Genomic DNA, 13,922 nt, shown 5'->3' on the forward strand with positions numbered 1-13,922 from the left:
CATGTGGACATCAGTAATTTGCCATTGCTCGATTGATTAATCCAACGAATGTTTCTAATCTTAAGCATCAACACTAGTGATGGATCATGCCGATGAAAGCGCCGCTCGATCTAGATCAGTTGCAGACCTTCATCTCGATCGCCGACACTGGCAGTTTCACCCGGGCGGCCGAAGAGGTGCACCGCACCCAGTCGGCGGTGTCGATGCAGATGCGCCGGCTAGAGGAGCGGATCGGCAAGCCGCTGTTCGAAAAGGAAGGGCGCAGCAACAGACTGACGGAGGAAGGCGACAAGCTGCTTTCCTACGCAAGACGGCTGCTCTATCTCAACCGCGAAACGCTGGCCGCCTTCGACGACCGGCGGCTCGAAGGCACGATCCGGATCGGTACGCCGGACGACTACGCCGACCGTTTCCTGCCCGAGATCATGGCGCGCTTCACGCGTTCCAATCCACGCGTCGAACTGACCGTCGTCTGCGAACCGACGCCGGGGCTGGTCGAACACATCAAGCGCGGCAATCTCGACCTGGCGTTGGTGACGCATAACGACGTGCGGGGCCAGTCCGAGGTGGTGCGGCGCGAACCGCTGCTGTGGGTCACCTCGGCCAACCACGCCACGCACGAGCAGGAGACGCTGCCTATGGCCTTTGGCCGGCCAAACTGTATCTGGCGACGCGCCGCCGTCGACGTGCTTGACCAGCAGAACCGCGACTATCGTATCCTGTTCACCAGCTTTTCCGCAACGGTCATCACCGCCGCGGTGTTGTCGGGCCTGGCGATCTCGGTGCTGCCGGAATGCGCGCTCAGGCCCGGCATGCGGGTGCTGGGCGAGGCCGACGGCTTCGGCGCCCTGCCCGACTGCCGTATCGGCATCATGCGCGGCCAAACCTCGCGGCCGGAGATCGTCGATGCACTGGCCCGGCACATTTCCGAAAGCCTGGACAACATCTCGGTGCCGCTTGGCGAAGAGGCGGGAACGTTCGATTTCGCGGCACTCGCCTTCAGCAAGATGCGGCGAACCAAGCCGAACCAGATCCTGCCGGGCTGGTAAGCGATCAGACGCACCTGAACGCCGACCTGAAAACAGCCAGCTTGACGCCGGCGCGCAACCACCCCCCAATCGGCCGATGAGCGAAGCAGCATCCGAATCACGCAGCAACGCCACCGAATATACGGTGAGCGAAATATCAGGCGCCCTGAAGCGCACGGTCGAGGATGCCTTCGGCAATGTACGGGTGCGCGGTGAAATCTCGGGTTATCGCGGGCCGCACTCCTCCGGCCATGCCTATTTCACGCTGAAGGACGACCGCGCTCGGCTCGACGCCGTGGTGTGGAAAGGCACGATGGGCCGGCTGAAATTCCGCCCCGAAGAAGGAATGGAGGTGATCGCCACCGGCAGGCTCACCACCTATCCCGGCAAATCCAACTACCAGATCGTCATCGACAATCTGGAACCGGCGGGCGCCGGAGCCTTGATGGCGCTGCTGGAGGAGCGCAAGCGCCGGCTGCAGGCCGAAGGACTGTTCGAGGGGGCCGCAAGCGGTTGCTGCCCTTCATGCCGCGCGTCATCGGCGTCGTCACCTCGCCGACGGGGGCCGTCATCCGCGACATCATCCACCGGATCAAGGATCGTTTTCCGCTGCATGTGCTCGTCTGGCCGGTGCGGGTGCAAGGCGAAACCGCGGGCGCCGAGGTGACCGCCGCAGTCGCCGGTTTCAACGCGCTGGCACGGGATGGCACCATCGAGCGCCCGGACCTGCTGATCGTGGCGCGGGGCGGCGGCAGCCTCGAGGACTTGTGGGGCTTCAACGACGAGGCGCTGGCCCGTGCCGTCGCCGCCTCCGCCATTCCGCTGATCTCGGCCGTCGGCCACGAAACCGACTGGACGCTGATCGACCTCGTCGCGGATGTGAGGGCGCCGACGCCGACGGGGGCGGCCGAAATCGCCGTTCCGGTGAAGGCTGACCTCGAAGCGACGCTCGCCAGTCTCGGCGCGCGGCTCAAGGCTGCGGTTTCGCGCAATTTCGAGCGCAAGCGCCAGTCCGTGCGCGCGGCGGCGCGTGCGCTGCCCTCGCCCGATCAGTTGCTGGCGCTGCCACGGCGTCGTCTCGACGAGGCGGCGAGCCGGCTCGGGCGCGGCCTCATGGTTTCGACCGAACGCAAGCGGGGACGCTTCCTCGCCCTGAAACTGACGCCGGCAATGCTGTCGCAGCGAATTGCCGAGGCGCGGCGGACCAACGAGCGCAATCTTCTGCGGGCACAGGGTGCGTTGCGCGCGCTGACGAGGGCCCGGCGCGCGGAACTCAATCGCGCCGCCGATCAGTTGCCGAAATGCGCCCGGGCGTCGCTGCAGCGGCACCGGCAGCAATTGGCGGCGCTGCAGGGCCGCATCACCATAGAGCCCACGGCGCGGCGGCAGCGGACCCAAAGGGATTTCCTGACCGCGCTGACGCGGCGCAGCACGCATGCGGCATCGCTGAGGCTGGAGCGGCTGCGCAGTCGCGTCGCCCAGGCCGACCGCTTGCTGGCGACGCTGTCGCACAAGGCCGTGCTGGCACGCGGCTTCGCCCTGGTGAAGGATGCCGACGGCGCCGTCGTCAAGCGTGCGGCGGAATTGTCGGCGGGGATGGCGCTGTCCCTGGAGTTCGCCGACGGCACGGCGGATGCGGTCGCGACCAGCGGCTCGGCGCGGCCACGACCGGCCGCCAAAACCGCGACCAAGGCCAAGGAGCCCGGCAGCCAGGGCTCCCTATTCTGAACCGTGACATGACAGATAATCCGCATCATTGGAAAACGCCCTCCGGCAAGCCGCGCGCGCGAAGCTTCGGCATCGGCTTCGACGGCACGCCCGGCCCGTTCAACGCGATCACCGACGTGGCTGGAGTGTCGGTCGGCTATTCCACGCTGATTTCAGGCGACGGCCCGCTCGTCGTGGGCCAGGGACCGGTGCGCACCGGCGTGACCGCGATCCTGCCCAGGCCGCGGGCCGACCTTGCCATACCGGTCTTCGCCGGCATCTTCAGCCAGAACGGCAATGGCGAACTGACCGGCTCGCATATCGTCGAGGAGACCGGCGCCTTCAACTTCCCCATCACCGTCACCAACACGCATTCCTGCGGCGTTTCGCGCGACGGCACCCTGCGCTGGATGAGCAAGGTGCTGCCAGCCGCACTCGACAGCGGCTGGGGACTGCCGGTGGCAGCGGAAACCTATGACGGCTTCCTCAACGACATCAACGGCCACCACGTGACATCAGGGCATGTTGCCGAGGCGCTCGACGGTGCCGCCAGCGGACCGATCGAGGAAGGCAGCGTCGGCGGCGGCACCGGCATGATCGCCTTCGGCTTCAAGGCCGGTTCGGGCACCGCGTCGCGCATCACCGAATGGCAAGGGCGTGTCTATACTGTCGGCGCCTTCGTGCAGGCGAATTTCGGCAAGCGGCGCAATTTCACGCTTCGAGGCCTGTGCGCCGGGCCGGAGCTCGTCGAACCCGCGATCCGCGAAGGCACGCCACGTGCCGAAAAAGGCTCGATCATCGCCGTTATTGCCACCGACGCACCGTTCCTGCCGCATCAGATGAAGCGGCTGGCCCGCCGTGTGCCGCTCGGCGTCGCCATGACCGGCGGCTTCGGCTATCACAGTTCCGGCGACATCTTCCTCGCCTTCTCTACCGCCAATCCCGACGCGGCCCTGGCGCCGCCGGGCCGGATCGCTCGCGCCGAGTTCATCCCCGACAGCGACATCGATCCGTTCTTCGATGCCGTGGTCCAGGGCGTCGAGGAAGCCGTCCTCAATGCGATGGTCGCCAACGAGGACATGACCGGCCGCGACGGCAATTTCGTGCCGGCGCTGCCGAAGGCGTGGCTGAAGGAGAAATTCGGCTGAGACAAATACGCGGACCGAATGGTCCGCGTATTCATACAGGATTGCTCCTGAATTATTCCGCGGCCTTGCTCGCGGCCTGCTGGTGCTCGTCGGCCTCGGCCGCTTCCTCGAGCCGGGAGGCGATGAGTTCCTGGATATCGCCGACTTCTTCCTGGATATCCTCCAGCGGTATGCCGACCTCGGCCGCCTTGGCAGCGCATTCCCTGGCCAGCGTCTCGGCCTGCTTCTCGATCCTGGCGTGGGACTGGCAATGGACTTTTTCGCCAATCCATCCCTGCAAGAATTCGATGGCGTGCTCACTCATATTGCTTTTCCCTGGCGGCGAAGCCGGTTGGTAATCATAAACGTCGGCATCCGGTGAAGGATGCATGTCCCCATTCCAGCCGAGTCGCCACCGGACGGCAAGCCGATGTCGTCCAAGGTCCACAGAGCCAAAGGAAATAGAGGATTGAAGAACATTTTCTGTTTCTGGGGGCGGGTATCGTTTGGCGGGAATCCTGTCCCGCCTCGAGAGGCTGCTTCTACTTGCTTCTTACGGTTTTCAGGTCCGTTTGCATCTCAATGGCTGTCACAACAGCTGCCCGATGACGTTGCCGTTTCCAGGCACAAGCCATCGAAGCCGCCGCTATATAGTGACATCCCCATGCAATGTCGACTCTCTCCGCCGCCTTGCATGGAAGCCCCGCGAAAGCTGCATAGGTCACCGTGCCGATCAGAAGGTCTCGACCCAGGGCCTGAGCTCGAGTTCCCAGGTCCAGGCGCTGCGGTTCTGGCGATGGATGCCGAGATAGGCCTCGGCGATCGCGTCCGGCGATAACCGTCGATCCTGCGGGTCGGGAGCCCCTCCCGGCACGGTCGAGGCAATGGCGCCATCGATGACGAAATGCGCGACATGGATGTTCTTGGGGGCCAGTTCGCGAGCCATGGATTGCGCCAGTCCACGCAAGCCGAATTTGGGCATCGCGAAACCGGCCGAGCCGGCGAACCCCTTGACGCTTGCCGTCGCGCCGGTGAAGAAGATCGAGCCCGAGCCTTGCAAAAGCAGCCGGTTGGCTGCTTGCTGGCCAACCAGGAAGCCGCCATAGGCCCCCACCAGCAAGGCCTGCCTGACAGCCTCTGGATCGAGTTCGGCTATCGGGCCACGGGCGCGTCCGCTGGCATTGAAGACCACGAGCGACAGCGGGCCGGCCTTGTCAGCGACCTCGAACAGGCGCTGCACCGACGCGGCATCGGAGACATCGGTTGCCACGGCTTGGGCGCCGGTCTGCGCCAGCAACGGGTCGAGCTTCTCGACGTTGCGGGCGGCCAGCACGACACGAAAACCTTCCCTTGCGAGAAGGCGCGCAAGCGAGGCGCTCAATCCGGATCCCGCTCCGGCAATGACGGCGACATTGGATGTCATGAGCATCTCTCTTTCGCGGTGGTGACTGGATTGGAGAGGGTTGCGCCTTCCCAAGTGGAACGCAAGAGAAAGCATTTCCAAGAAAATGGCGTGTCGTCGTGGCGCGCTTCCCAGGCCGCAAAAACTGTTCCCGGCAAAGAAAAATGGCCGGGCGCGAAGACGGCCCGGCCAGAAAGAAGGTCATAACCTTCAGAGGGGAACACCGTTCGGAGGAATGGGAGGAAACCTCGAACGATAATTTTATCTTGAGCCCATTTTCGCGCGCTGGCGACGAATAGAATTCTAAAATTTTGCTGCCCTACAAAAATTTCTACCTGCCGAATGGCTCAGCCTGCCCGGGTCTCGGGCTCAAACAGATCGGCATAATGACGCCGCGCAACGTCGGGATGGGAGCGCAGCCTGCTCTTCAGCACATTGGTTCCGACATCGCGAAACAGCGGATTGTCGGGATCGCTGGCCGGCCCGCGCGCCTGCGCCGCCAGTTCCTCGGGAAGCTCGAGCAGCGGTATCGTGGCATCGAGCTTGGCGCTGAAGAAGAACGGCACCGAGATGCGTTCGACGCCGGCGGGCGGCGTCACGACGCGATGCACGGTGGCTCTCAAATAGCCGTTCGAGGCGAGCTCCAGCAGCTCGCCGATGTTGACGACGAGCGTTCCGGGAATCGGATCCACGTCCACCCAGCTTCCGTCATAGTCTACCTGCAGGCCCTTGTTGTCGTCCTGGAGCAGCAGCGTCAGGAAGCCGCCATCCTTATGCGCGCCGACGCCCTGGTCGCCGCCGGTCGCTTCGCGGCCGGGGTAGCGCACGATCTTCATGCGATGATTGGGTTCGCCGCCATAGATCGGATCGAAAGCGTCCTCGGCCTGGTCGAGCGACAGCGCGAAGGCCTTGAGCAGACGAATGGCCACGGCCGTCGCCTTCGCCTGCCAGGCCAGCAGCGCCGGCTTCAGCTCCGGCAACGCCGACGGCCATTGGTTCGGCCCTGCAGCCGCGTCCAGGCAGGAATTCCCGGGCCTTGCGCGATGGGCGGGCGCTCGACGCCGATGTCGAGCTGCTCGCGCCAGTCGGCCTTGCCCTTGGTCAGTTCGCCGCCAGCGCGGGTATAACCGCGGAACTGCGAGGAATTGACCATCTCTATCGACAGCTTGTCGGCTTCCGGCAAGGCAAAGAAACGCCGCGAAGCGGCGAGCGTCTCGCTGATGTCGGCCCATGGGATGCCGTGGCCCGCCAAATAGAAAAAACCGATATCGCGCGAGGCGGAGCGCAGATCCGCCAGAAACGTCCGGCGCTCCGACGCGCCTTGTTCGAGACGGCTCAGATCGAGCACGGGCACTATTCTGGGCATGTCAGCTCCTTTCCGGGTTCTTTCCGGGTGCTGCTTGAAAACTTCGCCCGGAAAACCGGGCCCGTGGATGTGCTGCTCCTTTTCCAGCGGCCGAAGCCGCCATCGATGCCCCAAATCTCACGGAGTTCAGTGCGCCGGGAAAGGAACGATCGGCTTTTCGATGCCGCCGGGACGAACAATTTTTCTATTTGGGCGGGCAGCCTGACGATGAGCGCGATCATTGCGCGAAATACGGGCGTGTCATTTCAGGCACAGCGCGAAGCTGTCATTGGCCCTTGAACGGCCGCGCGGGAGGCGCGTAACATCGCGGCACTTGAATTTGAATCTGTTTCATTCGTCCGGGCTAAAGTCCGGATCGGTTTGGATAGGTCCTTGAACACGCAAGCAATCGGCAGCGCGGCGGGGCGCGGCAAATCGGTTGCCCATGTGGCGCAAGCCTCCTGGGGCAAGGGGCCTAGCACGTTGCTGCGTATCATGCGCATGACGCTGTGCCACCCTTGGCAGGTCGCCATCACCATCGTCTCGACCTTCATCGCCGCGACGCTGCAGCTTTTCATTCCGCGCCTGCTGGGACACGCCATCGACCAGGCGCAGGGCGTGGTGGCTGCCGGTGCAAATACCGGGCCGAGCAGGCGCGGCCAAGGCTGAGCGCTCCTACGGTCAGTTCCGTTCGACGGGGCGGGAAGGGTTCCGGCTGTTCCGGATCACCCTGGCATGAAACAGTCGGTTCCTGACGCATCAGCATCCCGATCCGCAAGGCAGTGAAACTGGGCGAGGACAAACCCACGCTTGTTGCGGCGGAGCAATCCTCATCACCCCGGTCTTCAAACGATCAGATCGTCAATTCTGATCGGCAAGTCGCGGATCCGCTTGCCCGTCGCGTGGTAGACGGCGCTGGCGACGGCAGCGGCGGTGCCGACATTGCCGAGTTCGCCCAGGCCCTTCACACCAGCCGGATTGACCTCATGGTCGATCTCCGGGACCAGTATCACCTCGAGATCCCTGATATCGGCATTCACCGGGACCAGATAATCCTGCAGGTCGCGGTTGACGTAGCGGGCATAGCGGGTGTCGATCTCGGTCGCCTCATGCAGGGCCTGGCCAATGCCCCAGATCATGCCTCCCATCAGCTGGCTGCGCGCGGTGCGCGTGTTCATGATGCGGCCGGCCGCGAACGCCCCGACGATGCGCGGCACACGGATTTCGCGCGTGTAGCTGTTGATGTGCACCTCCACGAATTCGGCCCCGAACGCATATTTCACCGAATCCGCGTCGGACTCGCCGCCGTGGAATTCCGACTGGCCGGCATAGAGCTTCTTGAGCGCTTCGGGGGTCGAGCCCTTCGGCGCGAATTCGGCATATTCCTCGATAGCGCCTACCTGCATGGCCTTGAATATATCGGCGGTGCTTGCCGACGCCCCGCCCTTGGTGAGGATCCGTCCCTCGTGGAGGTCCAGTTCCTCATTGTGCGAGCCTGCAAGAGGGCCACCCTCCGCGACCGCTGCGGCGAACAATTTCGTGCGCACAGCATCACACGCCTTGAGCACGGCCGAACAGACGCTGGCAGTGGAAATCGAACCTCCCGATACCGGCGCCGGCGGCAAGGCACTGTCGCCCATCTCGACGGCGACCTTGCCGATGTCGACACCGAGACGTTCCGCCGCCATCTGGCCGGCAACGGTTCGCACACCTGTGCCGATTTCATGCGAGCCGCACTGCACGCGCACGTCCCCTTCGGCGGTCAGGCGCACGCGGGCCGCGCATGGCGCGGCAGCGGTCGGGTAGACTGCCGTCGCACAGCCCATGCCGACGAGCCAGTCGCCGTCGCGCATCGAGCCGACTTTCGCATCCCGTCTCGTCCAGCCGAAGGCATCGGCGGCCTGATCGTAGCATTTCATCAGCGACCGGCTGGAGAACGGCTTGCCGCCGATCGGCTCCTTCTGGGGCTCGTTGATCCGGCGAAATTCGATCGGGTCCATGCCGAGTGCGACGGCCATCTCGTCCATGGCGTTCTCGAGCGCATAGACGTAGGGCGTCTCGGGCGGCGAGCGCATATAGCCGGGCGTGTTGCGATCCGCCTGCACAAGCGAGACATGCGTCAGCACCGAGCCATAAGCATACATGCGACCGGTGGCCGAAGTCCCGCCGACGACATAGGAATCGGGTCTCGAGGTCACCTCCCAGCCTTCATGGCCGAAAGCAGTGATGCGGCCGTCCTTGCCGACGCCGATGCGGATGCGGTGCCGGGTTTCGGCCCGATAGGTCTGGGTGCCGAACGCCTGCATGCGGCTGACCACACAGCGCACCGGCCGGCCAAGCCGCCTGGCGGCCACAGCCACGATGGCCGTTCGCGCCGTCATCGGCCCCTTCGAGCCGAATGCGCCGCCTACGTTAGGGCAGACGATGCGCACATTCGCTGGGTCGAGCCTCAATTGCCGCGCCAACTCGACTTTCCAGCCGGTCACGTTCTGAGAGGGCTCGTAAACGGTGAGTTGGTCGCCTTGCCAAACAGCGGTGGTCGAGAACAGCTCTATCGGGTTGTGATGCTGGGTCGGCGTCGAATACCGCGCATCGATCTTCATCGGGGCCGATTCATAGGCGGCATCGAAATCACCGGCCTTGACGTCCTCCTTGAACAACGGGCTTTTGCCGGCGGCGTCGATGGTCTTTGTCCCCGGCATGTCGAAACTGGCGGTCGGTTTTTCCTCGGCATAGTCCGCGCGGATCCTTTGCGCCGCCTCCTCGGCCGCTTCGAAGGTCTCGGCGACCACCAGCGCAATGATCTGACCGTCATGGAAGATCGCCTTGTCATGCAGCGGCCCGATAGAACTCGCGCCGGTATTTCCGAATTTCGGCGTCTCGACCTTGTCGAGGTCGCCATAGGTGACGATGTCGAGCACGCCGGGCACCGAGCGCGCGTCATCCAGGTAAAGCCTGGCGACCTTGCCCTTGGCGATGCTGCTCGTCGCGAGCACGGCGTGCGCAATGTTGGCGGCCGGGAGATCCGCCGCGTATTCGGCCTGGCCGGTGACTTTCAGCCGCGCATCGATACGCGGCAGCGGCTGTCCCATGTTTTCCTTCGGCTGTGGAGCGGCGACGTTCATGATCACACCTTCATGTCACGGGTTTCGAGCAGCCCCCTGATCAAGGTTCGCTTGCCGAGTTCTATCTTGAATGCGTTGTGCCGACGCGGCTGGGCCTCGGCGAACGCGGCTTCGGCGGCCTCGGCCGCCGCTGCCTCGTCGAGCACCTTGCCGCGCAGGATCTCCTCCGCCGCTCTTGCCCGCCAGGGTACGGTCGCCACGCCGCCAAGCGCGATGCGCGCCTCGTTCACGGTCTCGCCGTCGAGGTCGAGGGCGACCGCGGCCGATGCAAGGGCAAACGCATAGGATTGCCGATCGCGGATCTTGAGATAGCGCGAACGCCTGGTCCATGCGCCGGCGGGCACCTCTATGGCGGTGACGATCTCGTCGGGTGCCAGGTCGGTCTCGATGTGAGGGCTGTCCTCGGGCAGGCGATGCAGGCTGGCAAACGGAATCTTTCGCCGCCCGTTGTGGCCTTGGACATGAACCGTGGCGTCAAGCGCGATCAGGGCCTGGGCAAAGTCACCGTGATAGTTCGCGATGCAGTTCTCACTGGTCCCCAGCACGGCATGCTGGCGGTTGAACCCCTCCATCGCGGCGCAGCCCGAGCCTGGCTCGCGCTTGTTGCATGGCCATGAGGTTTCGCGGAAATATTCGCAGCGGGTCCGCTGCAGGATGTTGCCGGCAAGGCTTGCCATGTTGCGCAGCTGGCCGCTTGCCGCCAGTTGCAGGCTCTCCGCGATCACCGGATACCGACGCTTGATCTCGGCATTCTCGGCCGCGTCGCCCATCCGCACAAGAGCGCCAAGGCGCAGACCCTCACCACCGGTCTCGATCCGCCGCAATGCCGGTTCGGAGAGACCGTTCAAATCGAGCAAGCGTTCCGGCCGGGCGACGCCGAGTTTCATATAGTCGGCGAGATTGGTGCCACCGGCAATGAACTGCGCGGGGGCTTGCGTCGGCGGATGCCTGGTGGCCGAGCGCGAGGCGACGGCGACCGCCGCGGAGAGGCTGGCGGGCCTCTCATAGACGAAAGGATGCATCTCAGGCCCTCCTGATCTGGTCGCGGGCCTGGACGATTGCCGCGACGATGTTCGGGTATGCCGCGCATCGGCAAAGGTTGCCGCTCATATATTCGCGAATGTCGTCCTCTGAACCGGCATGTCCTTCGTGGACGCAGCCGATCGCGGACATGATCTGGCCGGGCGTGCAATAGCCGCACTGGAACGCATCGTGATCGATGAAGGCCTGCTGCATCGGATGCAGGCCGCCATCCGTCGACGCCAACCCTTCGACGGTGGTTACCGCCTTGCCCTCGTTCATCACCGCGAAGCTGAGGCAGGAGAGCACGCGATGGCCATCGACCAGCACCGTACAGGCACCGCATTGGCCATGATCGCAACCTTTCTTCGTGCCCGTCAGGCCGACATGGTCGCGCAAGGCGTCGAGCAGGCTGGTTCGGCTGTCGAGCGCCAGATTGTATGGCTGCTTGTTGATGGTCAGTGTTGTCATGACAGGCTCGTTTGGCTTGGCGGCAGCAGCCGGAGGCTCCTCGGACCTGGCTGTCGAGGCCAGAAGCGGAGTCACCGCAGCCGCGGAGACGGTCGCGGTCATAAAGCTTCGTCTGCTGAGACTGGAGGAGTTTGGGGGAACATGCTCGGACATCGCTGGCTCCGTCGCTCGCTATGTCGCGACCAAACCCCTCATCGGGGCCATTGTTCCGGGCCATCCGCGATAAAACGCACAAGGAAGACGGCTCGCAAGGCAAGTCGCCCGATTTGGATGCAAGGATATGACGGGGCCGTTCGAGACCGTGCCGTCCTACCCTGGCGAATTTGCAGGCGCGCGGCCGATCCCCTAACAAGGCGCGCGGGCCCTCACTGCTGGCGGGCAATTCCGAGAATATCAAGCGCCTGCGCGGCAGAAGCAATCGGGCGCCCCGTGCGGCCAGCGGCTTCGACGATTGCCGCGACCCGTTCGGCATTGTCGCGGGCGAGGCTGCCATCGGCGTGCCAGAGAGAGTTCTCGAAGCCGACCCGCACGTGCCCTCCCGCCGCGATCGCCGCCGTCAGCGCCAAGGTCTCGCCCCGTCCGAAGGCGCAGACCGACCATACGGCGCCTTCAAGACCATGCGCATCGAGCCCTTCAAGGAAGACATCGAGGTCTTCGGGCCGGCTTTCCTGATCGGCGGCATAGCGTCCAAGGACGAACAGCAGCCGGGGGCTTGTGGGCTCCGCCAGAATGCCTCGCCGCCGCAGATCGATGAAACGGTCGAGATCGGCCCGATCATAGAGAATGTGCTGGACCGCGATGCCTTCCCGACCGGCCCACGCGAAGAAGCGGGCCGGCTCCGCCTCGCCATCGCTGATTATCTCACGCAAGCCGATCGAGACGGAAACCGGATGAAGCGCCCGAACAAGGTCCATCTGTTCGCGTGGCGAATAGAGCCCGACCGCTTCGGTCGTGATCTGGATCGCCATGACGCCCTGCGTCCGCTCCCGGATCGCCGCGATGGCATCCCGGTAAAGCGCGGCGTCAAGCGTGTGCCGGCCTGAAGTATCGCGGACATGCACATGGATGGCGGCGGCGCCGGCAGCGAGACACTGCCTCGCCGTTTCGGCAAGTTCGTCGGCGGTCATCGGCAGAGCCGGATGATCGGCCTTCGTTCTGCGCGCTCCGTTCGGCGCAACCATGATCAGCAACGGCTTCAATTTCATCTCCGGGCCAATTGGCTCTCCCGCAACGTGGTTTTCCATGCTTCATTTCACCGACTCGCACAGGTAGGACAGCATGAACGCCACCGCCCAAGGGATTTCCGCCTTCGCCACCGCCGCCGAACTCAGCCGCGCGCTCGCCGATGGCAACACATCCTCGACCGAGATCGTCCGGCGCGCGCTGGATCGTGTCGACGTTCATGACAATTCGCTGCATGCGTTCGTCCGGCTGTTTCCTGAGGCTGCGCTCCAGGCCGCCGGCGAAGCCGACGAGCGTCGCAGTCGCGGCGTCTCGAAAGGGCCGCTGGACGGTATCCCTTTCGCGGCCAAGGACCTGCTTGACGTCGAAGGCTATCCGACCCTGGCAGGCTCGAAAGCGCTTGCGGGCGAACTCGCAACCGCCACGGCAACGGCAATCGAACGCCTTGTCGCGGCCGGGATGATCCTGCTGGGCAAGGTGCACACCGTGGAATTTGCTTTTGGCAGTTGGGGGACCAACCCGGTCGCCGGCACGCCCCTGAACCCGCGTGACAGCGCCATCCCGCGCGCGCCGGGCGGATCGTCGAGCGGTTCGGGCGTGGCCGTCGCCGCCGGACTGGTGCCGGTCGCGCTCGGCACCGACACTACGGGCTCCATCCGCAATCCGTCCGCCATGTGCGGAATCGTGGGCCTGAAGACGTCCTTCGGCCTTATCGGGCGCGGCGGCTTGCTGCCGCTTGCCATGTCCTTCGACAGCATCGGTCCCATGACCCGGTCGGTGGAGGATGCAGCCCTTCTGCTGGCCGCGCTCGAGGGTCCCGATCCCGGCGATCCGGCCACCTTTGGCGTGGCGCCGACCTCGCCGCTCGACGGGCTCGAGCGGAGCATATCGGGCCTTCGCCTGTGCATCCCCTCGGCCGTGGACCTTGCCGGCGTAGACCCCGGCATCCTGGACCGCTTCGACTCCACCGTCGCTGAACTGGAGGCGCTCGGTGCCAATGTCGATCGGATGCCGATGCCGCAATCTTACGACACCTACAAGGCCCTGGCCGGCGACATCATGGCCGTCGAAGCCTGGCATCATCTCGGCCGTTACGTGGAACCCGCGGACAGCGGCGTCGGCACGGCGATCCGCATGCGGGTTCTCAAGGGCAGGGAAATCGGCCTCGCCGCTTATCACGAGTTGATTGCAAGGCGCCGAGCCGCGCAGATCGAGTTTCATCGCGATCTCGAAGGCGCCGATGCGTTCCTGACGCCAACGGCGCCGATTACCGCGCCGCCATTGGCCGACATCGATGAGACAACGACGCCGCTTGGGACGTTTACCCGCATGGTGAACCTCCTCGACATGGCAGCGCTCAGCGTCCCCATCGGTCTCGTCAATGGTCTGCCCGCAGGATTGCAGATCGCGGTTCGCCGCTTCCAGGATCCGCTGGCGCTGAGGATCGGGCGGGCGCTAGAGATTCGGCGCGGCGGCCTGTTCGAACAGCCGCCGGGCTACGCCACGCCGTAAGCT

General features: G+C 64.6%; 11 protein-coding genes and 2 pseudogenes. 6 read left to right on the plus strand and 7 right to left on the minus strand.

Going from position 1 to position 13,922, the window contains the following annotated elements:
• Positions 1-92: 92 nt before the first annotated feature.
• The 3 genes and pseudogenes from ACIU1A_RS19350 to ACIU1A_RS19360 all read left to right on the plus strand — a co-directional run bounded on the left by ACIU1A_RS19350 (position 93) and on the right by ACIU1A_RS19360 (position 3,883).
• Positions 93-1,049, plus strand: a complete 957-nt coding sequence (locus ACIU1A_RS19350) for a LysR substrate-binding domain-containing protein (RefSeq protein WP_140498380.1) — start codon at positions 93-95, stop codon at positions 1,047-1,049.
• Between the two features lie 76 nt (positions 1,050-1,125).
• Positions 1,126-2,756 (plus strand): annotated as a pseudogene (gene xseA, locus ACIU1A_RS19355) (exodeoxyribonuclease VII large subunit).
• Positions 2,757-2,764: 8 nt separating this feature from the next.
• Positions 2,765-3,883: a P1 family peptidase gene (locus ACIU1A_RS19360; protein WP_404925026.1), complete on the plus strand. Its 1,119-nt coding sequence runs from the start codon at positions 2,765-2,767 to the stop codon at positions 3,881-3,883.
• Between the two features lie 52 nt (positions 3,884-3,935).
• On the opposite strand, the gene ACIU1A_RS19365 is transcribed toward ACIU1A_RS19360, so the two are convergent.
• The 3 genes and pseudogenes from ACIU1A_RS19365 to ACIU1A_RS19375 all read right to left on the minus strand — a co-directional run bounded on the left by ACIU1A_RS19365 (position 3,936) and on the right by ACIU1A_RS19375 (position 6,630).
• Positions 3,936-4,187, minus strand: coding sequence for a DUF768 domain-containing protein (locus tag ACIU1A_RS19365; RefSeq protein WP_140498383.1), 252 nt, complete (start codon positions 4,185-4,187; stop codon positions 3,936-3,938).
• Positions 4,188-4,595: 408 nt separating this feature from the next.
• On the minus strand, positions 4,596-5,285 hold the full coding sequence (locus ACIU1A_RS19370; protein WP_140685114.1) for an SDR family NAD(P)-dependent oxidoreductase: 690 nt from the start codon (positions 5,283-5,285) through the stop codon (positions 4,596-4,598).
• A 326-nt stretch (positions 5,286-5,611) separates the two neighbouring features.
• A pseudogene (locus ACIU1A_RS19375) lies at positions 5,612-6,630 on the minus strand (isopenicillin N synthase family dioxygenase).
• Positions 6,631-6,693: 63 nt separating this feature from the next.
• Between ACIU1A_RS19375 and ACIU1A_RS19380 the strand changes: the two are divergent.
• Together ACIU1A_RS19380 and ACIU1A_RS19385 are read left to right on the plus strand one after the other, a co-directional pair.
• Complete coding sequence (locus ACIU1A_RS19380) at positions 6,694-6,909, plus strand: hypothetical protein (RefSeq protein WP_404925027.1); 216 nt, start codon at positions 6,694-6,696, stop codon at positions 6,907-6,909.
• A gap of 93 nt (positions 6,910-7,002) precedes the next feature.
• Positions 7,003-7,278 (plus strand): hypothetical protein, encoded by a 276-nt coding sequence (locus tag ACIU1A_RS19385; RefSeq protein ID WP_404925028.1) that lies wholly within the window; start codon positions 7,003-7,005, stop codon positions 7,276-7,278.
• A gap of 176 nt (positions 7,279-7,454) precedes the next feature.
• On the opposite strand, the gene ACIU1A_RS19390 is transcribed toward ACIU1A_RS19385, so the two are convergent.
• The 4 genes from ACIU1A_RS19390 to ACIU1A_RS19405 form a co-directional block, all read right to left on the minus strand.
• Positions 7,455-9,734 (minus strand): xanthine dehydrogenase family protein molybdopterin-binding subunit, encoded by a 2,280-nt coding sequence (locus tag ACIU1A_RS19390; RefSeq protein ID WP_404925029.1) that lies wholly within the window; start codon positions 9,732-9,734, stop codon positions 7,455-7,457.
• Positions 9,735-9,736: 2 nt separating this feature from the next.
• Complete coding sequence (locus tag ACIU1A_RS19395) at positions 9,737-10,756, minus strand: FAD binding domain-containing protein (protein ID WP_404925030.1); 1,020 nt, start codon at positions 10,754-10,756, stop codon at positions 9,737-9,739.
• Between the two features lies 1 nt (position 10,757).
• Positions 10,758-11,378, minus strand: coding sequence for a (2Fe-2S)-binding protein (locus tag ACIU1A_RS19400; RefSeq protein WP_140498389.1), 621 nt, complete (start codon positions 11,376-11,378; stop codon positions 10,758-10,760).
• Between the two features lie 212 nt (positions 11,379-11,590).
• Positions 11,591-12,430 carry a 3-keto-5-aminohexanoate cleavage protein gene (locus ACIU1A_RS19405; RefSeq protein WP_404927969.1) on the minus strand — a complete coding sequence of 280 codons (840 nt, stop codon included), beginning with the start codon at positions 12,428-12,430 and terminating at the stop codon, positions 11,591-11,593.
• 73 nt (positions 12,431-12,503) lie between these two features.
• On the opposite strand from ACIU1A_RS19405, the gene ACIU1A_RS19410 reads away from it, so the two are divergent.
• Complete coding sequence (locus ACIU1A_RS19410) at positions 12,504-13,919, plus strand: amidase (protein ID WP_404925031.1); 1,416 nt, start codon at positions 12,504-12,506, stop codon at positions 13,917-13,919.
• The last annotated feature ends 3 nt before the right edge of the window (positions 13,920-13,922 follow it).

Source organism: Mesorhizobium maamorense (genome assembly GCF_044998965.1).
Taxonomy (GTDB): Bacteria; Pseudomonadota; Alphaproteobacteria; order Rhizobiales; family Rhizobiaceae; genus Mesorhizobium.